Source organism: Roseobacter insulae, assembly GCF_019375555.1.
GTDB lineage: Bacteria > Pseudomonadota > Alphaproteobacteria > Rhodobacterales > Rhodobacteraceae > Roseobacter > Roseobacter insulae.
On the sequence record NZ_JAHXDN010000002.1, the window covers coordinates 100,019 to 124,271 of the forward strand.

At 60.1% G+C, this 24,253-nt stretch carries 18 protein-coding genes, 1 tRNA gene and 3 pseudogenes; 7 read left to right on the forward strand and 15 right to left on the reverse strand.

Annotated features, from left to right (window positions below):
* Window positions 1-52: 52 nt before the first annotated feature.
* The 13 genes from ccoS to KX928_RS06700 form a co-directional block, all read right to left on the reverse strand.
* On the reverse strand, window positions 53-247 hold the full coding sequence (ccoS, locus tag KX928_RS06640) for a cbb3-type cytochrome oxidase assembly protein CcoS (protein WP_219500341.1): 195 nt from the start codon (window positions 245-247) through the stop codon (window positions 53-55).
* Window positions 244-2,346, reverse strand: coding sequence for a heavy metal translocating P-type ATPase (locus tag KX928_RS06645; protein WP_219500342.1), 2,103 nt, complete (start codon window positions 2,344-2,346; stop codon window positions 244-246). Before KX928_RS06645 ends, ccoS begins: the two co-directional genes overlap by 4 nt.
* Before the next feature lie 150 nt (window positions 2,347-2,496).
* Window positions 2,497-3,366, reverse strand: a complete 870-nt coding sequence (gene ccoP / locus KX928_RS06650; RefSeq protein WP_219500344.1) for a cytochrome-c oxidase, cbb3-type subunit III — start codon at window positions 3,364-3,366, stop codon at window positions 2,497-2,499.
* Window positions 3,363-3,524 carry a cbb3-type cytochrome c oxidase subunit 3 gene (locus KX928_RS06655; protein WP_219500345.1) on the reverse strand — a complete coding sequence of 54 codons (162 nt, stop codon included), beginning with the start codon at window positions 3,522-3,524 and terminating at the stop codon, window positions 3,363-3,365. The genes ccoP and KX928_RS06655 overlap by 4 nt, the downstream gene beginning before the upstream one ends.
* Complete coding sequence (gene ccoO, locus KX928_RS06660; RefSeq protein ID WP_219500346.1) at window positions 3,521-4,252, reverse strand: cytochrome-c oxidase, cbb3-type subunit II; 732 nt, start codon at window positions 4,250-4,252, stop codon at window positions 3,521-3,523. Before ccoO ends, KX928_RS06655 begins: the two co-directional genes overlap by 4 nt.
* A gap of 4 nt (window positions 4,253-4,256) precedes the next feature.
* The gene (ccoN, locus tag KX928_RS06665) at window positions 4,257-5,882 is read right to left on the reverse strand and encodes a cytochrome-c oxidase, cbb3-type subunit I (protein WP_219500347.1); all 1,626 of its coding nucleotides are present in this window, start codon (window positions 5,880-5,882) and stop codon (window positions 4,257-4,259) included.
* Window positions 5,879-6,172 carry a TehB-like domain-containing protein gene (locus KX928_RS06670; protein WP_219500350.1) on the reverse strand — a complete coding sequence of 98 codons (294 nt, stop codon included), beginning with the start codon at window positions 6,170-6,172 and terminating at the stop codon, window positions 5,879-5,881. Before KX928_RS06670 ends, ccoN begins: the two co-directional genes overlap by 4 nt.
* A 4-nt stretch (window positions 6,173-6,176) precedes the next feature.
* Complete coding sequence (locus KX928_RS06675; protein WP_219500351.1) at window positions 6,177-6,935, reverse strand: DUF2189 domain-containing protein; 759 nt, start codon at window positions 6,933-6,935, stop codon at window positions 6,177-6,179.
* Window positions 6,922-7,389 carry a hypothetical protein gene (locus KX928_RS06680; RefSeq protein WP_219500352.1) on the reverse strand — a complete coding sequence of 156 codons (468 nt, stop codon included), beginning with the start codon at window positions 7,387-7,389 and terminating at the stop codon, window positions 6,922-6,924. Before KX928_RS06680 ends, KX928_RS06675 begins: the two co-directional genes overlap by 14 nt.
* Window positions 7,386-7,826, reverse strand: coding sequence for a group III truncated hemoglobin (locus KX928_RS06685; protein ID WP_219500353.1), 441 nt, complete (start codon window positions 7,824-7,826; stop codon window positions 7,386-7,388). Before KX928_RS06685 ends, KX928_RS06680 begins: the two co-directional genes overlap by 4 nt.
* A 122-nt stretch (window positions 7,827-7,948) precedes the next feature.
* Window positions 7,949-8,530, reverse strand: a complete 582-nt coding sequence (locus tag KX928_RS06690; protein ID WP_219500354.1) for a hypothetical protein — start codon at window positions 8,528-8,530, stop codon at window positions 7,949-7,951.
* A gap of 23 nt (window positions 8,531-8,553) precedes the next feature.
* Window positions 8,554-9,393 (reverse strand): SDR family NAD(P)-dependent oxidoreductase, encoded by an 840-nt coding sequence (locus KX928_RS06695; RefSeq protein WP_219500355.1) that lies wholly within the window; start codon window positions 9,391-9,393, stop codon window positions 8,554-8,556.
* A gap of 161 nt (window positions 9,394-9,554) precedes the next feature.
* The gene (locus tag KX928_RS06700) at window positions 9,555-11,633 is read right to left on the reverse strand and encodes an MBL fold metallo-hydrolase (RefSeq protein WP_219500356.1); all 2,079 of its coding nucleotides are present in this window, start codon (window positions 11,631-11,633) and stop codon (window positions 9,555-9,557) included.
* Between the two features lie 273 nt (window positions 11,634-11,906).
* On the opposite strand from KX928_RS06700, the gene KX928_RS06705 reads away from it, so the two are divergent.
* The 5 genes and pseudogenes from KX928_RS06705 to KX928_RS23955 form a co-directional block, all read left to right on the forward strand.
* Window positions 11,907-13,541 carry a tetratricopeptide repeat protein gene (locus tag KX928_RS06705; RefSeq protein ID WP_219500358.1) on the forward strand — a complete coding sequence of 545 codons (1,635 nt, stop codon included), beginning with the start codon at window positions 11,907-11,909 and terminating at the stop codon, window positions 13,539-13,541.
* Between the two features lie 270 nt (window positions 13,542-13,811).
* Window positions 13,812-17,534 carry a beta strand repeat-containing protein gene (locus tag KX928_RS06710; protein ID WP_219500359.1) on the forward strand — a complete coding sequence of 1,241 codons (3,723 nt, stop codon included), beginning with the start codon at window positions 13,812-13,814 and terminating at the stop codon, window positions 17,532-17,534.
* The gene (locus KX928_RS06715) at window positions 17,534-19,246 is read left to right on the forward strand and encodes a ShlB/FhaC/HecB family hemolysin secretion/activation protein (RefSeq protein WP_219500361.1); all 1,713 of its coding nucleotides are present in this window, start codon (window positions 17,534-17,536) and stop codon (window positions 19,244-19,246) included. Before KX928_RS06710 ends, KX928_RS06715 begins: the two co-directional genes overlap by 1 nt.
* A gap of 157 nt (window positions 19,247-19,403) precedes the next feature.
* Complete coding sequence (locus tag KX928_RS06720) at window positions 19,404-20,090, forward strand: S1 family peptidase (RefSeq protein ID WP_219500364.1); 687 nt, start codon at window positions 19,404-19,406, stop codon at window positions 20,088-20,090.
* Between the two features lie 222 nt (window positions 20,091-20,312).
* A pseudogene (locus KX928_RS23955) lies at window positions 20,313-20,505 on the forward strand (IS3 family transposase); the annotation flags it as partial.
* 13 nt (window positions 20,506-20,518) lie between these two features.
* Here the strand turns inward: KX928_RS23955 and KX928_RS23960 are convergent.
* Window positions 20,519-21,530 (reverse strand): annotated as a pseudogene (locus tag KX928_RS23960) (integrase core domain-containing protein).
* A 63-nt stretch (window positions 21,531-21,593) separates the two neighbouring features.
* Here KX928_RS23960 and KX928_RS23965 point away from each other — a divergent pair.
* Window positions 21,594-22,263, forward strand: a pseudogene (locus tag KX928_RS23965) (transposase); the annotation flags it as partial.
* A gap of 958 nt (window positions 22,264-23,221) precedes the next feature.
* Window positions 23,222-23,295 (forward strand) — tRNA-Gly (locus KX928_RS06740).
* A gap of 343 nt (window positions 23,296-23,638) precedes the next feature.
* Here KX928_RS06740 and KX928_RS06745 read toward each other — a convergent pair.
* Window positions 23,639-23,956: a hypothetical protein gene (locus KX928_RS06745; protein WP_219500371.1), complete on the reverse strand. Its 318-nt coding sequence runs from the start codon at window positions 23,954-23,956 to the stop codon at window positions 23,639-23,641.
* Between the last annotated feature and the right edge of the window lie 297 nt (window positions 23,957-24,253).

Here is a 24,253-nt window from a genome sequence, read left to right on the forward strand (position 1 = left end):
GGGTCCGTCCCCATCGCTTTGCCCGCAAGACCATTTTTATGGTCTTGGGCACTTACCATTGCACATCCGGGTCGTTCAGCATGGCCTTTTCAGCCTCGCTCAGCGGGATATCCTCGGCGGTCAGAATGCGGTGCGCGTCGCTGTCCATGTTTTCGTACTGTCGCGCCGCCACCGACCACACAAAACCCGCCAATGCCATGATGCCCAGCCCGATCGAAATCGGAATAAGAAATATGATCGCGGTCATTCCGGCACCTTCAGACGCAGCCCGTTGGCCAGCACGATAATCGATGAAGTGGACATCAGGATGGCCGCGATCATCGGGCTTAGATATCCGGCGAGGGCCAGCGGTACCGTTACCACGTTGTAGGTGGCGGAGAACCGCAGGTTCTGCAGGATCAGCGCGCGGGATTTTCGGGCGATGCGAATGGCAACGGGCAGCAGGTCCGGCGCGGGCCGGGTCAGAACCACATCTGCTGCGACTTGAGCGACCTGTGTTGCGCTCGCAAAGGAGACGGAGACATGCGCCGCGCTCAGCGCCGGCGCGTCGTTGATACCGTCGCCGAACATAATGGGTTTATCACCCGAGGCTTTTGCGGCCCGCAGAACGTCCAGCTTGTCCTGCGGCTGTGCGCCGCCGCGCCATTCGGGCACGCCGATCTGCCTTGCGAACTTCCGAACGGATCGTGGCGTGTCACCGGAGAGCAGGCAGACGGGGATATCCAGATCACGCAGACCGATCAAAAAGCCTTCGGTTTCGGGACGGGGTGCTTCGCTGAAATCGAACCGGGTGGTCTTGCCCTCCGCCGACCTGAACCACAACGCGGGCCCGTCCACAGCTTTGCCGCTTGCACCAACAAACCCGGCGGATCCCAGGCGGCTGCCATCGGGTGCTTTCATGCCATGCCCCGGTACCTCGACAAGGCCGTCCAGCGGTTGCGCATTCCGGTCCTGGCACAGCGCTGCGGCAAGGGGGTGCCTGCTGGCTGCGGCAAGGCGCGATGCCTGGTGCAGTTCCAGCGTGTGCCGCGTGTCGACCAGAACCGGCAGCGGCGTCGAGAGTGTCCCGGTCTTGTCCGAGATCACCGACGTGGCGTCGCCCAGCCGCTCCAGCGCGTCGCCCGACTTGACAACAATCCCGATCTTCATGAGGTGGTTCACCGCGCGGGATGACACGGCCGGCGTCGCAAGCCCGGCGGCACAGGGGCAGGTGACGACAAGGACCGCGACGGCAACCATCACCGCATCGGCAAAACTGGCCCCCAGCAGCAGATACCAAAGCGCAAAACCTGCCAGCCCGCCAATCAGGACAATCGGGATGTAACCGGCGGCAAATTGATCCGCGAGGAGTTGGGAGCGGCTCTTGTGGGTACTGGCGATGTCGATCATCCGGGTAATCTGACCGATCTGCGCATCATCGCCGACATGGGTGACACGCATGACGGCGGGGCCAGCGTAGACAATGGAACCTGCGACGATAGCGTCGTGCCTGCTCAAGGTGCGCGGCAGGGTTTCTCCGGTGATGATGCTTTCGTCGATTTGCGAGGTGTCCGACATCAAAACCGCGTCCGCCGGGACGCGTTCCCCGGTCTCCACGACAACGACGTCGCCGCGCGCGAGCGCGTTTGCGTCGATGTCTTCAAGGGTTCCGGCGGCAGTCTGTCTTTGTGCTCGCGTGTTCATCAGTTGGCGCAGGTTTGCAGCCGCATCGTCAGATCGCCGTTTCAGGGAGCGTTCCAGCACACGCCCGATGAGGAGGAAGAAGACCAGTGATACCACCGCATCGAAATAGACATGCGGCGCGCCTCGCAACACCTCGGCAAGGCTTGCGGCGTAGGTAATCATGATGGCGAGGGAAATGGGCGTGTCCATCGTCATGGCGGTCTTTTTCAGCGCGCGCAGAGAGGGCAGGTAGAACACGGACGCCGAATAAAGGACAACCGGTGTCGCCAGCGCAGCGGAAATCCAGTGCATGAACTGAACGCTTCCCGGCCCCATGTCGGTCGCATGTCCGGTCCAGACGGAGAAGGATAAAACCATGATGTTCATCATGCAGAAAGCGGCCACGCCCAGATGCGGCAGCAGCATCGGCTCTTTGGGCGCAGCCGTGCCCGCCAGAAATGGATACGCTTTGTAACCGGCGTCGCCGATCATCCGTATCAGGCTCTCCGGGGACTGCAAGGCAGGGTCCCACACCAGCCGGATGCGTTTCAGCGAGGCATTGCCGCGCGCGAGAATGACACCGTTTTGCCTGTTCAGCAGCGCTTCGATCTTCGCAATGCATCCTGCGCAGGTTGCCCCTTCCAGCGTGCAGGTCAGGCTGTCGGTTGTGGCCACCTGCGTCATTTTGCGGCTCCCGGCGTGTTGCCCTCAAGAACCTGGCCTTCAAAGGCGGAAACGGCGATGCTGACGTGCCATGCCTTCATGCCCATATAGGCCAGCAACAAAAGGAGCATGAAAAGGTACATTCTGTTTCGAAACCGCGGTTCTCTCTCGCTATGGCTTGTCATCTTGACCTGCCCACAGGACGTAGAGGGTGAGCATCCTGATCTCTTCGGGTGACAGGCGGTTTGCCCACCCGGGCATGACGCCCGCACGACCATGTCGAAGCGTTTCGTGCAGAGCATCACGCGACCCGCCGTAGATCCAGGCTCCGTCGGCAAGGCTGGGCGCGCCGTTGCCCAGCCCCCCGGTGCCCGCGTCACCGTGACAGGCGGCGCAGCTGTCGGCGAAGACCCCTGCGCCGATTTCCGCCAGCCCTGTATCATGATCGCTGCCGGAGAGGCTCAGTACATACTCGACCGCCTGCGCGATTTCGTCTTTTTCAAGCATCCCGTCGCGCCCGAATGCGGGCATCTCGGCGTATCTTGTATCTTCGCTTGAATGGTTGATCCCGTGCTGTAGCGTCAGTTCGATGTCGTCCGGCGTTCCGGACCAGAGCCAGTGCGCGTCCGCCAGGTTCGGGAAATTGGCCTGCCCTGCAAGGTCGCGGCCATGGCAGGCCGAACAGTTATCCCGGTAGAGCACGCCGATTGCTTCACCAAACCGGTGTTTCAGGTCCGGAATCTGCGCCAGCTCGGTTACCGTCTTGTCGGCAAAGATGCGGAACGCGGCCTGCCTTGCTGCATTTCCCTGGTTCACCTTCTGGGTCACGGTTGTGCGCGATGAGTAGCCCAGCACGCCTCGCGTGTAGTCATTGATGAAGGGGAATGCCGGGTACAAGACCCACAGCACGGCGCTGGCCGCGATGCTGACCCACATACAGAGGGACATTGACCGGGGCACCGGCGTGTCCAGTTCCCGGATGCCGTCCCACTCGTGGCCGGTTGTCGGTTGACCACTTGCCTGATCGATTTCAGATGTCACCGCTCAATCTCCTCATCGCTCAGGGGGGAGACTGCCGCAGCGTCGTAGATCGGTTTGCGCGACGGCCAATAGATCCAGAGCGCGGCTAGACAGAACACGACCGCGAGGTAGAGCGCGCCCCATGTTTTCGAGAAATACAAAACAGCATCATGTGTCATCGCGCGGCGTCCTCCGCATCAAGGGTGGCAAAATCCACGAGTGTTCCGAGCACCTGAAGGTAAGCGACGAGGGCATCCATTTCGGTAACGCGGGTCGGCTGGCCGTCGAAGTCGCGAATGTTGATCTTGTCGCCGTAGCGGCCGGTCAACACATCCTCGAAGCCCGCTTCGGGGTCGGCCTGCCAGCGGGCATCCTCGGACGCGTGCTCGATCTGCTCTGCGGAGTAGGGAACACCGACGCGCTGGTTTGCGCGCAGCGATGCAGGCAGAATGTCGGTATTCAGCCGTTGGTCGGACAGGAACCTATACCCCGGCATGACCGATCCGGCGACAACCTCACGCGGTGAGCGCAGGTGCGCCACATGCCATGCGTCGGAGTATTTCCCCCCCACGCGCGCAAGGTCGGGGCCTGTGCGTTTTGAACCCCATTGATGCGGGTGGTCGTACATGCTTTCGGCGGCAAGGCTGTAGTGCCCGTAGCGATCGACGTCCGATTTGAGGGTGCGGATCATCTGGCTGTGACAGGCATAGCAGCCTTCGCGCACGTAGATGTCCCGCCCGGCCAGTTCCAGCGGAGTGTAGGGGCGCATGCCGTCCACTTTCTCAACGGTGTTTTCGATGGTGAACAAGGGCGCAATCTCGAAAAGCCCGCCCAGCGAAGCCACACAGAGGATCACGAGGGTAAATGCGATGGAATGCCGTTCGAGTTTCTGATGTCGGGTGCCCATTGTGCTATTCTCCGGCGTTTAGGGTCAGGGGGCGTTCATCGGTGCCAAGCGGCGCCCGGCGCGGCCCGGTCACTGTCCGGTAGATGTTGTACGCGCCGATGCAGGCGCCCAGCAGGTAGAGGAACCCGCCGATTGCGCGTGCAAAAAAATACGGGCGCATCGCGTCCACTGTGTCGATGAAGGCAAAAACGAAGGCCCCGTTGGCGTCGTATGTTTGCCACATCAGCGCCTGGGTGATCCCGCTGTTCCACATCGCGCCGACATAGATAAGCGTGCCGGACAGCGCGAGCCAGAAGTGCCAGGCTTCCAGTCGCAGGGAGTAGACCCCGTCGCGGTGCCAGATCCAGGGCACCATCTTGTACATCGCACCGAAGGTCAGAAAAGCGACCCAGCCCAACGCGCCTGCGTGGACGTGGCCCACGGTCCAATCCGTGTAGTGACTGAGCGTGTTGACCGGACGGATCGCGAGGAACGATCCCTCGAATGTGGTCAGTCCGTAAAACAGAACAGCCACCATCATGAACCGGATTGCCGGGTCTGTGCGCACTTTGTCCCACGCGCCATTCAGGGTGAAAATACCGTTGAAAACGGTGCCCCAGCTTGGCACCAGCAGGATCACCGACATCGTCATGCCAAGGTACTGCACCCAGTCGGGCAGGGCTGTGTAATGCAGGTGATGCGACCCCACCCACAGATACAGAAAGGTGATGCCCCAGAACCCGATGATGGACAGGCGGTAGGAATAGATCGGGCGCCCGGCGGCCTTGGGCAGGAAGTAATACATCATGCCAAGAAACCCGGATGTCAGCAGGAAGCCCGCGGCGTTGTGGCCGTACCACCACTGGGTCATGGCGTCCTGAACACCGGAGAAAAGCGCGTAGCTTTTGGGATAGGCGATGGAGACCGGCACGGCGAGGTTATTGACCGTATGCAGCATCGCGATCACCACGATGTAGGCGAGGAAGTACCAGTTGGCGACGTAGATGTGCGGCTCGGCGCGGCGGGCGAGCGTGCGCAGGTAAAGCACCAGGTAGCTGACCCATGCAAACAACAGGATCAGATCGGCGTACCACTCCGGCTCGGCGTATTCGCGCGATTGCGTGATGCCAAGCGGATACCCGGTGACGGCCAGCAGCACGAAGAGGTTATAGCCGCCCAGAACCATCCAGGGCGCGGTCTCGCTGGCGATGCGCGCGCGGGAGGTGCGCTGGACCACGTAGAACGACGTGGCGATCAGGGCGTTGCCGGCGAAACCGAAGAGCACGGCCGTGGTATGGACAGGGCGCATGCGACCGAAGTTGCTCCACCCCATGTCGCCGTTGAGGGAGGGGACCGCCAGTTGCCACGCGAGCACGTCGCCCACTGTAAAGCCGACAATACCCCACACAAAGCAGAGCAGAACGCCCCATTTGATGACGTCATCCTTGTAGGCGAGCGGGATGTCACGCGGGGGATCTGAAAACAGCCTCAGCAAGTAGAGCAGGCCGCAAGCTGCCGCCGCCGCGATCAGCCAACCGTGCAGAACGTACCCGGCCTGTCGCCCCCACCCGAGAATGGCGACACCCAGCAGAAAGACACAGATGAGGATCAGCGCGCTGACGGCGCCTTCGATCTTGTCGGACCGGCTCATTTCGCTGCCTCCCGGTACGCGCGGTAGAAGTCCACCCGGAAGGTCACCGCACCCGCGGTTTCAACCCGGTGAAGCTCATTGGGCACGATTGTTCCCGGAGCGCCCGGCACAATACGCTGGGGCAGCTGGTGCGCGCGGATGTAGAGCAGCGCCCCGCTCAGAATAACGATCTGCCCCCAGGATTCCGGGTTTGTGCGATGGCTTTTCAACAACACCCCGGGGATCGTCTCTTTCGTAAATATCCTGGTTTCCGCGTATTTGCGGAGGTTATCGGGCGGGGAGGCGGTCATCGGATTATCCTTTGAAAAGATCGCAGTAGGCGTGCCATGTCGCGAAGCCGAGGATCGGGAAAATGAAGATCAGGCCGAGCAGTCCGGTCAGCACGCCCAGCGTGACAGATGCCGTGATCAGTGCCGCCCAGACGATCATCAGACCAAAGTTATGGGTCGTGGCATTGAAGCTGAGCGCCATGGCCGTGAAGCAGTCGACCTCCCGGTCGATCAGCATCGGAATGGAGAAAACCGATATCGCAAACCCGAGCGCCGCAAAAAGGCCACCGGTGATCGTGCCGAAGATGACGGTGGCGATGCCCCGCGGCGTGGACAGCAATGTGATCAGCGTCTCAAGCAGGCCTGTGAAAGGCAGCAGGCCAAAGAACACCGCGAAAATCAGGGTGGCGGCGCGCAGCCATGTCAGGGCAAACACCATGAGGATCGTGCCAGCGAGCAAGACCTGCCCCGGGGATGCGACCCCGCGACCGCCGCTGCCCTGTGCGCGTCTGCTGATCCGGTAGAGGCCAATGGTGACAACGGGGCCCACCAACATACAGCCCGCCAGCGTTGGCAGGATCATCCAGCCAAGTCCAAAACGCCAGAGCGCAACAAGCAAAACCCACCCCGCAATGAAGAGACCAAGGCCATAGGCGACCGACAGCCGCGGGTAGGTGCGAAAGTCACGTAAGGCGCAGCGCAACCACCGGCTGACAACCCCGCCGATTGGTGCGTCAACGATACGCGCCTTGCTGGAGGCTAGTGTGTTTTCAGGGGTTTGCATGCTGTGATCTCCGATAAGAAGGAGGGGAGACAGCGCGCGAGAGTGCAAAACATCCCGTCGCGATGAGTGCTGCGAATTTCACTGCTTCGGCACAGACGAAAATCAGATGCGGGGACGTGCCAGCGGGGGTCTGGCCGCTGACGATCAGGTCGGTGCGTGCGGAGAGCTGCGGCAGCAGAACGCCCTGCTGTGCAGCGAGCGCACAGAGTGCCACAAGCATGGTCAGGCCTGACCGTCTGGTGATCCGCGGCGACATGGCGACCAGCATCAGTGCCAGGATGACCTCAGCGTACCCGAGCCAGTGAAACTGTGCCCGCCCGACCTGCAGGGCGAGAGGCAGGGGAAGCGTCTCGACGGTGAATTTCGCAGGCGCGGCAATCAGATTGCCGCCCAGCGAGACACCGGCCCACAGGAACGACAGGGCCACGAATGCTCTGACAGTCACGGTTTTCATCCCTGTTGTCCGTCTCTGGTGGCGATGGCCAGTTGCAGGTTCCTGGCGATGCGCTGCGCGCGGATCATCATGTGCTCCTTGGCAGCGGTCGTGGGAGCGCGCGCATCGAGCGTCTGTTCGAAGATGCCCAGCCAGATGTCGAAGTGGGCTGGTGAAATCTGCGGCAGGGCCGTGTGCACAATCACCGGTTTGCCGGAATAGGTTCCGGTATTGAGCGCCACGGAGCACCAGAACCGCCGCATCGTTGCCAGATGTTCATCCCAGTTGTCGCCAACCTGCGCATCGAAGATGCGCCCAAGGACCGGATGCCGTCTGATCCTTGTGTAAAAGTCGGCGACGACGTGGGTGATGAACTCCTCGGTGATGCCGATCGCGGCTGCACCATGCTGGAGCTGCCGACGCTTCAACTCGCCATGCCTGAGAAGCTCCATGCTCATGATGTCGGTCCTTTCGATAGGCGATTCCATTTCGGATTTAATTGGTATATAAAATACTTGTTATTGTAAAGATGTGGTTCGCGGCAGAAGTCCGGGCAGGCCGTGGCGCCTTATTTTTGAAATTATTCCAATAAGTTCGCCAGTTCGGCTTCAATTCGGTGGGGCTTGAATTCCTGTAGATTGCGGTGTCCCGGGCCGAGATCGACGGCCGCGAGGTTCTTCGCATGTGCAATGACCAGCGTGGCCATTGCCGGTGGCATCAAAGCGCCCGGCGGAGTGTGGAAAGACAGTTTCGGCAGATCGGAGTTGCAGAACAACTCGCCGTGGGCGCTGATCTCTGCCGCGACATCGGCGGGCTGGCCGGCCATGGGCATCTTGCGTGACCAGACCAGCGTTGGCTGACAGCTTCCGAGGGTTTCAGAGGGCTTTCGGTACATCGCCACTTCCGCCGCCGACAGACTGCGCCCGGCACCCGGTCTGCCCGGAATGGAGCCGACAAACAGGTGTGGTGGCAGATGAAATGTTTGCCCAATCCAGGTGCTCTCAAGGCTTTGAACACCGTGCCTGTGACCTCCCCCCGCAGGGATGTGGTCGAGCCCGCCGGTGTCCCCGGCGTGCGTGTTCATGAGGATCGCAACAGCCAGAATGACCAGCCTGAGCGCGACGGACAGGTTCGATGGATTTCGAGGGGTGGCCACTTTCACGCGGGCCTCTCTGTGGTGTCGCATCACGCGGCGGTGCGGGTTGGTTTTGGGCGCGCGGATAATTTGCGGCGCAGGACCTTGCGGAATACCTTGCCGAAGGTCTGCGTGTTCTGACGGCGGGAAAAGACACGTTTGCCCATGATTACCAGAAACCGGTTCATCTTCCCGGGAACGGACAGACGGCGCCGCCCCAGGTCCCTCAGGATGTGGCTTGCGACAAGGGCAGGGCTGATGGGCTTGATGCTCATACCCGAGAAATCAAAATCAGGAGACAGATTGGTCGCGGTGAACCCCGGCGCTACGGCCAGCACGTCAACGCCTCTGGGCTCCAGTTCGCTTGCGAGGCTTTCTGCCAATACCAGATCATAAGCCTTGGTGGCTGCATAGTTCGCGATGTAAGGCACACCCTGCAAGGCCACGATCGAGGACAGGAAAACAAGGCCGCCGCGTCCTCGGTCAACCAGCTTCGGCGCGAAATGATGTGCCAGCAGATACGGTGCCCGGATATTCAGGTCGATGGTTTGCAGGGCGTTCTGCGCATCGCTCCCAACAAAATGACCGCTGTCTTCACGACCGGCGTTGTTGACGAGTAATCCGACGTCATAGTCGGCTGTCCCGGTTCGAACGGCTGCAACCCCTTCCGGCGTCGTCAGGTCTGCCGCGACAACGATCGCCTCAACTCCGAAGCGGTGTGCGAGGTCCTGAGCCAGTGTATCCAACAGCAGTTGCCGACGTGCGACCAATATCACGTTGAGCCCCTGCGACGCGAGCGCATAGGCCGTTGCAACACCGATACCGGAGGAGGCGCCGGTGACAACGGCCCATGGCCCATAGGTCGATGTAAAGTCTGAATTGGTGCGCATTTTGGGTATCCTTTTCGGGCAGGGCCACGCGCGATGTCCAAGGGGCGGCAGGAGCGGCCCGCTGGGGGCATCGCGCGCGACGTGTCAGGTGGTGGCCAGCTGACGGTTGGGTGTGGTCTCCGCGCGGATGTCGCATCCTGCGTCTGATCTGGCTTTGCGGGTCATTCAGCGTTTTTAAGCGCCGTTGCCATGTCGTCGGTGTCCCCATTGTCATGGCGTGGGATCGGCAAGTGTTCGGTGTCGCGCAGCTCCGTGTAGGTGGCGAACTTGAACGGGTTGAAATACTGATTTGCGCTTCGCAACCGGTCGGCAGCCTCGTTCCGCAACTCGCGAACTGCGGCGTTTGCGGGATCGGCGTTGACAGCGGCGACTGCCATCTTCAACGCCAGCGCATTGTCACCGCCATTCAGCATATTCCGCAGACCCGTCGCAATCTCCCTCGGCGACAGATCAAGATATTCAACCAGCATGCGGCCGTATTCGACCGATCCCACCACATCGAGACCCGAGGGGGCTTGACCGGTCACATCTTCCTGCCAGATCCCGGTCATGCTGTCCGCGATGCGCCCGATTGCTGCCTCATACGCGGCAAGGTAGCCCAGAAAGACTTCCGGATGACGCTCGATACCCGGTGGGATGAGGTTAAGCTTGACGACGTCCGCCGCCGCGTAGCCCACGTTTATGTGCCTGCGGGTTTCTTCCGCCAGCCAGGCGAGTGCATCGCGAAACGCGGGCAGTTGATGGGCGTCGTAGATGATTGTGATCCCGTAATGGCCATGCAGGATCCGCTCTGGGTTCATTGCCAATGCTGCGTCAATTGACTCGATGGCCCCGTCAACGCTGCCTTCCTCCTCCCAGGGTTCACCAAAGAATGGCATCAGGGCGTCACCCATGAAGAGCGTGCCAAGTGCTGGGAATTCGATCAGCAGCGCGTCTTCGGTTTCCCCTCCCTGCGTGGGCACGAAGCGTATGATCGAACCGCCGATCTCCATTTCTGTCGCCCCGCGGATCGCAACATCGGGTTGATAGGATGCAACCCATGCGTCTTCCCAGTGACGGCTGCGAAACTGCTGGTACCGGGGAACACGCGAGGTGTTCTTGGCAATCGTATGGGCAAAGTTGTCGTGACCGATGAAAAGCGGCTGCGGCGACAACGACCGGAAGTGCGACTGGCCGCCAATGTGATCCCAATGCGCGTGGGTCACCAGAACATGGGTCAGGGGCGGCAGATCTGGCCGGTGCTCGGCCAGGAATGCAAGCGCGGCCTCGGCGCTGAAGGGCTGTGTTCCAGCATCGATCGAGATGAGGTTGGCACCGTTCGCCGACACCACGAAATGGAAGTCTGAAAACCCGAAACCGCGTATCGCGAAAACCCTGTCGGGCACCACCTCTTCGATCCATGGTGTTGGTGCAAACAGCAGGCCGCTGTCTGACGATGACGCAAACCACCCCGTGAAGGGAACTGCGGGCGGTTGTCCGTGATAACCTGATTTTTGGCGCAGCATCTGCACAAGCTGTGCATCACCATCTTCGGTCAGCAATTCGGCAAGGTATCTATATGCCTCCCGAAAAAATCCCGGTGTCGGCTCGGTCTCCGGGTGGTCCACCAGCCAGTTGAGTGCGTCAATTGCCGCCTCTCGTTTGCCAAAAATACCCGGTACCTGCGCATAGATTAGCCCGGCCGACCACTTGACGAGCGGGTTCTTTCCGCCTGAAAGCGTCTCGGCGGTTTCAAGAGTGCGAAACGTGGCATTCACCCAGCTGATGCGTTTGAGCAAGGGCACCCTGTCGGCATAGGTTGCCCGCAACAGGCTTTGCGCGGCAAGGTAAGAGGACCGGGTGATATCGGACATCCGGGCGCCGAATTGCACCAGTTGCCTGTCAAAAAACGCGATCCCGTGGTTCTGCTGACTTGCGATAATGTATGCGTTGGCAAGAAGGAAAACCGGACGGGCGTCATCGCTTGGGCCATAAGACAGAACCGTTTCCAGAAAGCTGATCTCGAAGTGGAAACTGCGATCAGTGCCGGTATCGCCGAACTCGGCAAACCCGTCCGCCGGGGCCAGTGATGTGGTCAGGCCTGCTATCCTGGTCTCGGACGCCTGGGCGGGCATCACGAGACAAGCGCCCGCGATCAGCGCGGCCGCCGCACCCTGCCGAAGGCTTTGGAAGCGGCGGGCAGCCGGCAGCGTGGAACGGTGCGTGGTTCGAGGGCTGGTACGGGGGAGAGGAGGTATCAAGGGTGCTGATTGCATGGTGTCTGCCTTTGGTTGGTCCGCCAACAATGCTGTCTGCAATCCGCGGATGGGAGTTGGTTACGGTTAGTAACGTTGCCGCAACGCCGGGCTTGCGGGGAAAAAACGTCTTGGGTCAGGGGTTTAAAACCGCAGCGTCGCGCACCAGATCAGGAACTGATGGCAGCGTTACCCACGGCGCACGGCGGCGGGCCGAGTTGAAATGGACGGGTGTTCTGCGATGCCGTAAAGTCATCCGAATTGGGGGAGGGACCTGACATGTCAAATTGGGACCAGTCGACCTCGCAAACCATTCGGGATCAGCTTCACCGGATCCTCGACAGTGACGTCTTTGCCCATGGCGAACGGCAGAGCCGATTTCTGCGCTATATCGTGGAAGCAGCACTGGAGGGAAGAGAGCGTGAGCTCAGCCAGTATGCCGTCGGCATCGACGTGTTCGACAAGAACGAGACGTTCGATCCGACAACGGATTCCATTGTGCGCGTGGAAGCCGGGCGGCTGCGGTCGAAACTGGCCGAATATTATGCTCATCCCGGGCTGAATGACCGGACGATCATCAGTCTGCCCAAGGGCGGTTACGCACCGATGATCGAGTTTGTGCCAACCAGGATGAAGCTGCCAGAGACACGACCTGATCGGCCTTCAGCGCTGTCCGACCTGACGCGACCCGTCCTCGCTGCGCTGGTTGTGGCCGGGTTGGCGATGGGGGCGTGGTTCTATGGCACCAGCGCGCCGCCCGGCAACCCGCCACAGGACGCCGGCGCTGGCAAACCGTCGATCGCGGTGCTGCCGTTCGATAATATGAGCACGGACGAGGACCAGGAATATTTCAGCGACGGTATCTCGGAAGACATCATCACCGATCTGTCCGTGCTGTCGAACCTGCGGGTGATCGCGCGGCATTCCACATTCGTATACAAGGATCGTCCGGCAAGCATTCGCGAGATCGGATCTGACCTCGGTGTTCACTACGTATTGGAAGGCAGCGTCCGGCGCGATGCCGGGCGGTTGCGGATCAATGCACAGCTGATTGACGTGGAGACGGAAGCCCATGTCTGGGCGGAGCGGTTCGACCGTGATTTGACCGATCTCTTCGAGATACAGGACGAGGTATCAGCGCGGGTCATCGCCGCGTTGGAGATCGCGTTGAGCGATCAGGAGGCGGAAAGGCTTGTCCACAGAAATACCAGGAGCCTGGAAGCACATGATCTGTTCCTGCGCGGGCAGGAAAGCTTTTATGGGTTTGATCCATCCGGTGTGCGCGAGGCAATTGCCCTGTTTGCCCGGGCTACTGAAGCCGATCCCGGTTATGCGGAGGCCTATGCCTGGCAGGCCCGTGCGCTGACGTTTGCATTCATCGCCGGCTATATGCCCTCCAAGCTTGAAACGGTGGACAGGGCACTGGCGCTGTCGGCAAAGGCGATCGAGATTGATGCCGCCTTGCCCATGGCGCATGCCAATCTGGCCTGGGCCTTGAGGTGGGATCGTCAGTTGGAACGGGCCGCCGAAGTAGCGGAAAAGGCCGTTGCACTGGATCCGAACTTTGCCGACGGATTCCTCTGGCAGTCCCTGATCCTGTCGTCGATGGACGAGGGTCAAGGTGCAGTGGAGGCCATCGATCGGGGCTTTGAGCTCAACCCAAGTTACAGTGTCACGTATATTTTCGCTCTTGGATTTGCCTACTTTGCTCAGAACGACTTCGAAGCCGCACTGGCGCAGTTCCGCAGGGGCATCCGGAGAAATCCGAATTTCCTGCCGACTGCACTTTACGAGATGTTTACGCTGGAGAAACTCGGGCGGACCAAAGAGGCCCGGCAGGCGCATGTGAAGCTCCAGTCAACGCATCCGAGGTATCGACAAAGCGCAAGCTATCACGATTATGTCGATCCGTAGCGCGCAGCATCCAAGCTTGGCGCGCCGGACCGTTTGATAGCCTGACCCGACTGGTCGGTCGGTCGGGTGGGCGCAACACTCATCATAGCAATGCAGACATCGCCCGGTAAATCCACCGCGCGAGCACGATCCGGAACTCGCTCATCTGGCCGGTCCGTCGCCTATGGTATTTGCAACACGACGTTCACCAATTATTAGAATCAATATTGAGTAAATTTTTAGAGGTACTAAACAACATCTGCATCGTTTGATTGGCTGGAGTGTGTGGCAATGATTTTCTGGGTACGAAAAGGCCAAGGCCAACACCTGTCCGTCATGCGGGATTTACTGGTCACGACGGTGCTGTCGGGGTTTTTGCTGGCGGCGCAGTCCGCCGGGGCGCAGTCCCCGCAAGGGGGCGTGGTTGCAAGCGGGTCGGCAAGTATTGCGCAGACCGCTCAGCAGTCCGTCATCAACCAGACAACTGAACGCGCGGTCATCGATTGGCAGGGCTTCGACGTCGGGCGTGATCACACGGTCACATTCAATCAGCCGGGGCGGTCCTCGGCGACGTTGAACCGGGTCAACTCGGCCAGCGCCAGCGTGATCCGGGGGGCGATAAACGCGCCGGGAACCGTTGTCATTCAGAATACGGCCGGCGTGTTGTTCACAGGTGATGCGCAAATCGATACCGGTGGTCTGGTTGCGTCCAGCCAACTGGTCGACCCGGGTCATTTCATGAACAGCGGCAATTTCAGGATCGGCGGCGGCGAGCGGCCGGGGGCCCGCGTTGTGAACGAGGGCACGTTTTCTATCGGCGACGCAGGCTTGGCGGCTCTCGTCGGCAGCAATGTCGGGAATGCGGGTACGATTGTCGCGCATCTGGGCACGGTGGCCCTTGCATCGGGTGAAACCACAACCATCGACCTCGCGGGCGACGGTGTGTTTCAAATTGCTGTCTCCGGCACGCCAGAGGCAGGTCGCGCCACCAATGCCGGTCGCATCGACGTATCGGGCGGCCGCGTCCTGATTTCGGCGGGCGGTGCGGCGGGCGTGCTTGATACGGTGATCAACACGTCTGGGATAATTCGGGCCGCGTCGGGCACAGATGCCGGCGGCCGGGTCGAGCTGATCGGGCGCGGCGGCGGTCAGGTCAACGTGTCGGGTGCCATTGAAGCCACCGGCCAGAGCACAGGTGGTTCGGTACGGATCACCGGGGAGACCGTTAACCTCGCGCGATCCGCCGAGGTGGACGCAAGCGGCGCGGTTTCCGGTGGAGAGGTTCTGATCGGCGGCGGGTTTCAGGGCACCGGCGATCTGCGGCGGGCGACTAAGACGGTGCTGAACATGGGCTCTGTCGTAACAGCGGATGGCACCTCGGGCCGTGGCGGCACAGTGGTCATCTGGTCGGACGAGTCAACATGGTTCGACGGTAGCATCAGCACCGTTGGCGCAATCTCGGGTGGGCTGGTCGAGACTTCCGGCAAAATCAACCTGGGCACAGGTGACAACGCGAGCGTAACGGCAGGCAACGGCGGCACCTGGCTGCTTGATCCCAGGAACGTCCGGATTGCTGCCTCCGGCACGAACGTCTCTGCAGGCACCACCAACCCGCCATCAGGTGCGGGCGAATTCCAGATCCGTGGTCCTTCCATCGTGGCGGCGTTGAATGGCAATTCGGACGTGGTCATCACCACCGATCAACCAGCATCCTCGGACGCGGGCAACATCACCGTCGCAACGGCGCTGCGCTGGAACGGTAGCGGCAACCTGACACTGGACGCCGATGGATCGATCGTCGTGAACCGCAACATACAGACCCGCGGCGCGGGCGACCTGACCCTGACCGCCGGGGATACGGTTGATGTCAACCAAAGCGTTCAGACGTCCGGCACCGGTGACATCTTTGTCAACGCGGGTGCGGACATCAGGTTTGACAGACCTGTCTTTTCAACTGGCGCGGGGAACGTGACGGCAACAGCGGACGCGTCCGTTCTTGTAAACCGGGCGACCCAGATCTCGGGGTCGGGCGACCTGACCCTTGTTGCCGGTGACACCATCGTGGTTGACCGGCGCCTGCGCACCACGAATGCGGGCGATCTGATCCTGCGGGCGCAGAATTCCGTAACGATCAACAACAATGTGATCGCGACCCAAGGGGGCGACGTGAGCATCCGGTCAGCCAACGGCGATGTCCGCATGGGGGGCTCCAACGGACACCAGCGGATCAGTACGAACAGCGGCGACGTGACCGTCGAGGCGACCACGGGCAGTATTGTTCTGCAACGCACCAACACACGCCAGAGAAACACGCAGATATATGCCAGCGCCGGTGATATCGCCCTGACGGCCGGGACGGAGATCAAGCTGCAAGGGGGCGAAGCCAACCGCCAGTTTGTCCGTATCGGGCGTTCGGGCGACATGTCGGATATTTCACTGACCGCGCCAAAAGTGTCGGTGATTGCCGGTGATACCGTGTCGCAGGGAACCGCGCAGATCATCGCGGGCAGTGGCGGATCGATCAGTATCGACGCTGACGAGATTGACATTGAGACAGGTGATGCCAATGCCCTTGCCAGCATTCAGGCGCTCAATGGCGCAACGCTCACGCTCGATGCGGCGACGCAAACATGGGATGGACTGGTGCGCGCCAGTGGCAGCGGTGCCAGCGGTGGCGACGTCACCCTGATCGGTGATATCACGGCAAGCGTGCGGCCCGTCTTTGATCTGGTGGATGGTGCGGATTTCAGCCTCAATGTCGGGAATGCGACAGGCAGCTTCCAGGCGACGGGCGTGCCTCTGGAGGTCACCACCACAGGCGGTTCTATCGGGGTCGACGGCACTGTTCAGGCCCCTCAGGTCACGCTTGAATCCGATACGGGCGTAACCTTGGGCAGCGGGGCGCAGATCACCGGGACAGCGGCGGGTGATGCCGTGGTCATCGCGGCCGGTAACCGATTTGAGAACAACGCGGGCGCGGCGGCCCTTCAGGCGCCGGATCCGTCGGGGCGCTGGCTGCTCTATATGAACCAGTTCGCGAGCCTCGCCGGCACCGCGCCTGCATCCGGCAGCTTCGATCTCTACAACCGACCCTTTGCATCAAACCCGCCCTCTTCTCTGAGTGGTTTTGCGGGCAACCGCATTGTCTATGGCGAACAACCCGGTCTTACGGTGACTGCGGTCTCGCGCACAAAAACTTATGGCGACGACGTGACCGGCACACTGACCTATAACCTGACCGGTCTGCGCGCAGGCGACAGCGAGGCCTCGGCCCTGGCCGGACCCGTCAGCATTTCCAGCACAGGCAGCGCGGCCAATGCCGCCGTTGCCGGCAGCCCCTACACGATCGCCGTGACCGCAGCAGCCTCTTCACAGGGCTACAACGTCACCGCGGCAAATGGCACTCTGACCATCGATCCGGCATCGCTGACGATTACCGCGAATGATGCGAGCCGCGCCGTGGGTGACCCAAACCCGGCCTTTGGCGCCCAATTCGCCGGGTTTGTTCTGGGTGAAACCCTGTCCGACCTCTCCGGCAGCCTGTTGCTGACAACTCCGGCAACGGTTGCCAGCCCCGCGGGCACCTTCGCGATTACACCAGCGGGTGTGACCAGCACCAATTATGCGATTTCCTTCGTGGACGGCGAGCTTACAGTGGGCTCCGTCTTTACCGAGGGCGGCGCGGTCACTGACCTCACCGAAGGGGGTGTCATCGCACAGCGCCGGGGCGGGTTCAGAGCGTCGCCCGTCACCCCGGGAGACGCCGCCTTCCGCACATCGGAGCGCGATATCGGGCTTGCTGCTGCGGATCCCTTCGCGCTCAGTTACTCGCTTGGGGAAGTCATCGCCTTCAGGCCAGCGTCGCAGGATGGATCGGAGGGGTTTGTCCCGGCGGCCGGCGGGCTGGAGCCGGAAGCGACGGGGGATTGCGGCGTATCGGCTAACCTGGGCGGTGCGGGGCGCGATGGCTGTGTCAGCGTTGTGGTCACTGAATCCTTCTGGGATCAGCAGTAATGCGGGCGCTCAACCTTCTGCTAAGTGCTGGCCTCTGCGTGATGCTTCCTGTGGCGGCCAGCGCGCAGGCTCCTCAGGTGCCGCCGTTGCCCGAAACGGCACCCGACACCTCGCGCCAGGTCGAACCACCCCGCCCAAGCGTGGAAGCAGGGGCGGTTACAACAACCGGAAACGGCCCATCTTTTGTCCTGAACGGGATTGTACTGGAAGGGCTGTCGGCGCTTGATCAGGCAGATATCAGCCCGATCTGGGAGGGGTTGATCGGCGCGCGCGTGACCGTGCAAACACTTGACGACATCACCCGCCAGATCAGCGCGGCGTACCGCGCACGCGGCTATGTGCTGTCGCAGGCTATTCTGCCGGCGCAGACGGTGGACAACGGGCTCGTCAGAATTGTCGTGGTCGAAGGTTTTATTGACCAGATCTCATATTCAGGTGGCGCGACGAACCAGCAGGAGCTGGTAACCGAGTACTTCGATCCCGTGGCGCAGGAAAGGCCGCTCAAGCTGACCACCCTTGAACGCAGCGTGCTGTTGTCGCGCGATGCCGTCGGCAGCGTAAATGCCGGGTCGGTCGAGACGGTTCTAGGGCCGTCCCCGGATACCTTTGGGGCCGCCGATCTGAACGTGCAGATCGAACAGCAGCCGATTTCGGGGTACTTTTCCATCGACAACCGTGGCTCACGTTTGTACGGGGACTGGACGCTCGGCGCAGGGGTGCGGTCCTTCAACGCGCTTGGGTTTAACGAAACACTGGACGGCAACATCGCTTTGGCGCCTGAAGATACCGCGCTGGCCTTCGCATCCGTTTCCGCCGACATCCCGCTGCGCGGGTTGAGCAACACCCTTCTCGATGGCGCGCGGCTGCGATTTGGCGGCAACGTTTTCCGTGGCGACCCGGATTTGGCCGAGGCCGGTGCCGCAACGGGGCTGTCCTCGATATCGGATCAGACCGAGCTGACTGCCCAGCTTGTGGTGCCCTTTGTCCGGGCACGGTCGGAGAACCTGTTCGGACGCATCGGGTTTACCCTGCGCGACAGCGAAACGGAAACCGCGCTTGTAGGGCTCACAACGGTGGAAGAAGACCGGCTCGCCATCGTCGAAGCAGGTGTCACCTGGGACATCGCCGACCGCCTTGGCGGCATCAGTCTTGTGGACCTGTCGCTCCGTCAGGGGATCGATGTTGCGGGGGCGCAGGTTTCGGCAACAGGGCCTGCGGCAGGAGATATCAACTTCACTGCGGCGCAGTTCACCCTGTCGCGCCTGCAGGCGTTGGGAAGCAGCTCGTGGTCTGTCTTTGGTGAGATTACGGGGCAACTGGCAAGCGGCGTCCAGCCGAATTCCGAACGGTTTTATCTGGGCGGTGCATCGATTGGCCGCGGTTTTGCGCCGGGTAATACTTCGGGTGATTCCGGCTACGCGGGTCGTGCCGAATTGCGGCGTGCGATCAATCCGCAAACCCTTGGAACCTTTGCCGATGCTGCCAATGTCTATGCCTTCATCGACTATGGCCGCGCCTACGACCGGTCTTTGTCGCGGGACGGGCAGCAATGGGAAAACCTCGGTTCCATAGGGGTCGGGGCGCAGATATCGCTGAACACCTGGCTGTCGGTGACCCCGCAGATCATCCGACAGATCAGTGGCACCCCCCGCGACACATCCGACCCATCACAGGAAACCCGTTTCATTGTGGGGGCCGTCGCACGGTTTTGACCCCGGCTGCCTGTCCGGCAGGCAACTCCCTGCGTTGAGTCAAGATCGACTAAAAACCTCCAAAACGCCTGCAATGCCGTTAGCGGCCTCTTAACTCGCTGGGCGCATCTTTGACGATGGGCCGGTCGGTATCGACTGGTATGGGTCGGAGTGTGTTATGTTCCTGAATGGGATTGTCCGTGCGCGTGCACGGGCGATGGTCTTTGTTCGGCGGGTCGTCTTTAGTGCGGTGTTCGTGCTGGCGTGCAGTCAGCCTGTTGACACTGCGGAGCCCCCCCGGTCGCTGTCGTATCATGCGACGCTGTTCAACGGCGCCATTGTCGGTTCGGCATTCATGATCGCCGATGGTCTGGCAATCACGAACGCCCATGTCGTCAAAGGACGCGCGCCGGGGGACACCGTTATCCTGTCAACTCGTGGCAAACACCGGGTTGCGGTGCAGGTGCTTGCGGTCAGTCAGCGTATTGATCTTGCGATACTGGCCGTGCGAGAGGGGGTACTGCCGATCACCCCAGCGGGACCGGCACGCGCGCAGCGCGGAGAGCCGGTTTACGCGGTCGGTATTGTTGCAAACAGCGCCAATCCCCGGCGTCGGTTGATCATCCAGGGCACCGTGGCATCCGACAGGCGGTCGCTTGCGCCTTTCGGTCGTGGTGTGATCGCGACGATGCCAGATATTCGACGGGGCTTTTCAGGTGGGCCGGTCTTTGACAGGAGCGGGCAACTCGTCGGGATGGTGACTGCGCTGCGGGACAGTGAGCAGGCCAATGGCCGAACCCGGGAGGCATTCATCCTCTCGGCCGAAGAAATTCGTGCAGAAATTGGGCGTCTCGTGGCACGTTGATATTGCGAAACCCGTGATCGTTGATGGTGCTTCGTTATGCGCGTGAAGCGACTGGCAGCCATGTGCCGGGTGACGCCTGCTATTGTAACGGTCGCGCGCGCCCCTGATGCTGATCTCCTCCTGAAATGGTCCTCCGCTGTGTTTAGGAAACGGAGGCGACACATGGCAAAGAGGCGAGCCACGACGGAAGGGATTGCCGCAAATCTATGACAAGGTGAGGTTCTGGCCGGGCAAGTTACATCACGTCTTGATGCGATCCGGCAGATCGGTGTGGCGGAACAGACCTGTTACGGTTGCAAGAAGAATTACGGTGGAACGGGCATAGACCAATTGAACGAACTGAAACGTCTGCCGAAAGAGGGAACGGGTGCGCAAGGCAGTCTCCGATTTGACGCTTGACAGGCTGATCTTGGCGGGCTTGCCGGTTTCTAGGCGCTCTTGGTTCGCCGTCTGGATTTGGTTGCAAATTCCTGCGGCGTGGGATTGCAGCGGGATGAGTGACGTCAGCTGCGGTTGTAGCCCTCCTTCCAGGCAGTGATCCTCTCGTGGGCGTCGGCCAGCGACGTGACAGGGTGTCGTTGCGGTTTTCGTCCGGGAAGCTGCTGTTGAAGGGCTCGACAAAGGCGTTTTGCGCCGGCTTCCCGGGCGCGATGTAGTGCCAGTCGAACCCGGTCTCCTGACACCATCTGAGCACGGCTATACTGGTCAGTTCCGTGCAGTTGTCGCTGACAATGGTCTCGGGTCGTCCGCGCTGCGCCATGATCGCCGGCAGTTCCCGCGTCACCCGCAATCCAGAGAGCGACGTATCTGCGACCGGCGCCAGGCACCCGCGGCTGAAGTCATCCATGATGGCGAGCACCCGGAACCGACGTCCATCAGTGACAGCTGCCGAGACGACGTTCAGGCTCCAGCGTTCACCCGGCCTTTCCGGCACCAGTATCGACGTACGTGAGCCCAGAACGCGCTTGCGACCGCCGCGTTTGCGCACCTGCAGCCTCTCCTCGCGACAGAGCCATCGCCGCCTTCATTGACTTGCGCAGATCAATACCGGTTGGACGAACGCTGCGATATCGCCCATTTGACCGGTCCATACCAAGGACTGCACACGCCCGTCGCAGGCTCACCCCGCGTTCTCTGCACAGGCGCGCCACAGCTTCCCGCTTTGCGCCGGGCGTCACCACTTTCGCGAGGCGACATCCTTCAGCACGGCATTGTTCTGCATCTGCTTGGCCAACAGCTTCCTCAACTTCGCGTTCTCTTCTTCCAGCGCCTGCAACATGCGAGCATCTGAAACTTCAAACCCGCCCAACTTGGCCTTCCATTTATGCAATGTTGCAGAACCGATCCCATGCTCGCAACGCACATCCGTTGTTGCGACGCCGCTCCTCTGCCGCTTGAGGTTGCGATGATCTGTTCTTCCCTGAACCGTGATCTCTTCACTCCGTTCGTCTCCTCCATTGGGACGGACTCGGCCTCAAACCGGACGAAGAAACAGGTCTCAGGTATTGCTTTGGCATCCGATCCTAGCGGCTGCACTGGGAAGAGATGCATCTGAACCTTGCATATCGTTGGTTCTGCCGCCTGGGTCTAAACGACGTTATCCCCGACCGAACCACCTCCTCAAGTACCCGGCTTTGGCACTATCGGCAAAGCGAGCTGCTGCGCCATCGGTTTGAGGCGACAGTTGCGCGGAGCGTTGTGGATGAACAGCGTAAGGCTGTTGATGCCAGCGTGATCGGGGCCGACGCAAACAATCAATACGCTTCTCCAAATCACGAATGGGACAGGGCGCGGATCGATGCGGACGCTGCGCTCCGCGCTGTTCGTGAATATTCGAACGCGTCGGACGATGAGGCATTTGGGGCAACCTCAACCGTCGAACCCAAGTTCACGTCGTTCTCTGATCCTGAGGGCCAATGGACAGCGGCACCCGACGGTCCGGCTTTCTTCAGCTATTCCGACAACCATCTGATCGACACCGATCAAGGTGTGATCGTCGACCTTTGAAGCCACATGCTCAATCCGGCAGGCTGAAATCGCGTCAACCAAGACGAAGCTGAACCGGGTCAGTGCAAGGGTTGATGTGCGCCCCGGACGCCTGATTGCGAACAAGGCCTATGGTTCGGGCCCGATGCTGGACTGTTTGGCGAAGCGAAAGATCGCGCCGCATATTCGGTCATTGATGCTGAATGGAACGTTTCCCGCATAGAGCAATGCCATCCGTGTTTTGAACTCAAAATCTGGTCCGAGGCACAGGAACCGTGGAACAAGCGCACCCTTCGGAACTTGGGCCCGGTCAAGAACGGTACAAGCGTCGCCGCTTCACAAAAACCTTTGATCTTGCCACTTTGAACCATCTGATCGTCAACTGCTACGCCAGCTTCAAAAACCTTGGAAAAAAGGGATCTACTAATTCAGGATGATCGAACCAGTCCCAACCGAGTATTCCTGTCAGTGCGATGATGCTGAAGGTTAGCCCGAATGCGCGGATCAGCTGATAGGGCGACCCAAATCCACGAATGTTCGCCGATAGGTACGACGCAGCCCGTCCAGCATCGCATGAGTGACGCCTTGGTTGTTTAGGAAACCACAGTTCAGGTTAACAATGACTTCGACATCTGGAAGCAAATGACCCGTGATTACATATGTGAAGGGTGCCCGTTACCTCGTCCGAAAACGTACCAGAACACGCCGCTGCAATTCATTTCGACGCCCGAAACCACTGTTAAGATCGGGTGCCTCACTCGCAGTTTTGATGGGCTCGTACAGATCAATTGGTTCAAGCTTTTTGGAGCGCTTTTTTACTATGGCGATTTGGCGCGAAACAGACCCCACTCGTGCCGCGGCCATCCCACGCCGCAGGAATTTGTAAGATAATCCGACGGGAATCCAAGGATCATAGGGCCAGAAACCAACCGACGGATTCTTCCAAAGACTGGAGGGAAGGCAGGTCTCAGGTCATCCGGTCAAGCAATGAGGTGGTCTTCGCGATGTGGGGTCGTACCGCAGCAGCAGAGCCGAAGATGAATGGCAGGGATGGGTCGAAAGTGGCAATACGCCTCTTTGGAGCTAGCCCCGTGAGAGGTCTGCTTGACGCCCGCACGAGTATGAAATACTACCAAAATCATTGAGCGGGCGTTGTGTAATGGTAAGACCTCAGCCTTCCAAGCTGATGATGCGGGTTCGATTCCCGCCGCCCGCTCCAGAAATGGCATCATTTTCGCGAAAAAGTCTCTAAAAATTGGCACTTATATCTGTTTTTATTGCCTTTTATCCATGATTTGTTGCGGGATCACTAAACAAATCCCGCAACACGTCTTCAGTTAAATTCCGCAACGTAGATGTGTATTTTCGGACCAGGACTGGTGGATTCAGCCTGAATTTAGAGCGCCGAAAACGATCTCACTTGGACCCGCTGAAAGACGGATTTCGGCGGAGATTTACCGACAGAACTTGGCTTGCTGAATTGACGCTGTAGGCAGTTTGCCGCTGCCCTCAGAATAGTTGGAACACGCTTGGACTCTGCAAAACAGTTTTGTGTGTCGTACTTACTCAGCGTCTTTTTTCTGCCCTTGCTCTTGACCAACAGAAGACTCACTGCCCGTCAGATCGGCTTGTTCACCTTCAGAACGGTTTGTCTCTAACCGCGTGATCGAGGCAAATAGGTGTGTTGCATGCGACTGTTGACGAAAAGGTTGATCAACCAAAATGACGTTGAAAAAAGTACAATTGATGAATTGGCACTTGTGCGCAGTTGGAACGAAGTTCCCGATTTCCGATAAATCATCATTGATGTGAATTACAATCGGAACCGGAACACCGGCAATGTCACATTTTTCGATTTGGCTGTCGAAAAGACCTATCACACCCGGCCCTTCAATCGTGCAATTTCGAAAAACGACACGCGACCTCACATGGTCCTTACCGAATATCTCAGCTACGGTATGAGTACCCCGTCGATGACCGAAAACGGAGAGTTTTGGGCATCATTCCATTTGATTCCCTGTGCAAGGTCTTTCGACGCGCTCTATTTGTGTCTTAGGTTTGCTATGAAAGAAGCAGAACCGGGAAGACCAAACGCCCCTAGCAAACCAAAGAACACGTAAACCGGCCATCCTTGTTCTGCAAGTATCGGCATTTTTGATGCAACGAACCCGAAGACG

What these genes read in the sequence shown, in the direction of transcription:
- KX928_RS06685 (WP_219500353.1), bottom strand. Translation starts at nt 7,826, where the DNA reads ATGAGCATGGAGCTTCTCAGGCATGGCGAGTTGAAGCGTCGGCAGCTC.
- ccoO (WP_219500346.1), bottom strand. Translation starts at nt 4,252, where the DNA reads ATGGGCACCCGACATCAGAAACTCGAACGGCATTCCATCGCATTTACC.
- KX928_RS06675 (WP_219500351.1), bottom strand. Translation starts at nt 6,935, where the DNA reads ATGCAAACCCCTGAAAACACACTAGCCTCCAGCAAGGCGCGTATCGTT.
- KX928_RS06710 (WP_219500359.1), top strand. Translation starts at nt 13,812, where the DNA reads ATGATTTTCTGGGTACGAAAAGGCCAAGGCCAACACCTGTCCGTCATG.
- KX928_RS06670 (WP_219500350.1), bottom strand. Translation starts at nt 6,172, where the DNA reads ATGACCGCCTCCCCGCCCGATAACCTCCGCAAATACGCGGAAACCAGG.
- KX928_RS06655 (WP_219500345.1), bottom strand. Translation starts at nt 3,524, where the DNA reads ATGACACATGATGCTGTTTTGTATTTCTCGAAAACATGGGGCGCGCTC.
- ccoS (WP_219500341.1), bottom strand. Translation starts at nt 247, where the DNA reads ATGACCGCGATCATATTTCTTATTCCGATTTCGATCGGGCTGGGCATC.
- KX928_RS06695 (WP_219500355.1), bottom strand. Translation starts at nt 9,393, where the DNA reads ATGCGCACCAATTCAGACTTTACATCGACCTATGGGCCATGGGCCGTT.
- KX928_RS06680 (WP_219500352.1), bottom strand. Translation starts at nt 7,389, where the DNA reads ATGAAAACCGTGACTGTCAGAGCATTCGTGGCCCTGTCGTTCCTGTGG.
- KX928_RS06720 (WP_219500364.1), top strand. Translation starts at nt 19,404, where the DNA reads ATGTTCCTGAATGGGATTGTCCGTGCGCGTGCACGGGCGATGGTCTTT.
- KX928_RS06715 (WP_219500361.1), top strand. Translation starts at nt 17,534, where the DNA reads ATGCGGGCGCTCAACCTTCTGCTAAGTGCTGGCCTCTGCGTGATGCTT.
- KX928_RS06705 (WP_219500358.1), top strand. Translation starts at nt 11,907, where the DNA reads ATGTCAAATTGGGACCAGTCGACCTCGCAAACCATTCGGGATCAGCTT.
- ccoN (WP_219500347.1), bottom strand. Translation starts at nt 5,882, where the DNA reads ATGAGCCGGTCCGACAAGATCGAAGGCGCCGTCAGCGCGCTGATCCTC.
- KX928_RS06645 (WP_219500342.1), bottom strand. Translation starts at nt 2,346, where the DNA reads ATGACGCAGGTGGCCACAACCGACAGCCTGACCTGCACGCTGGAAGGG.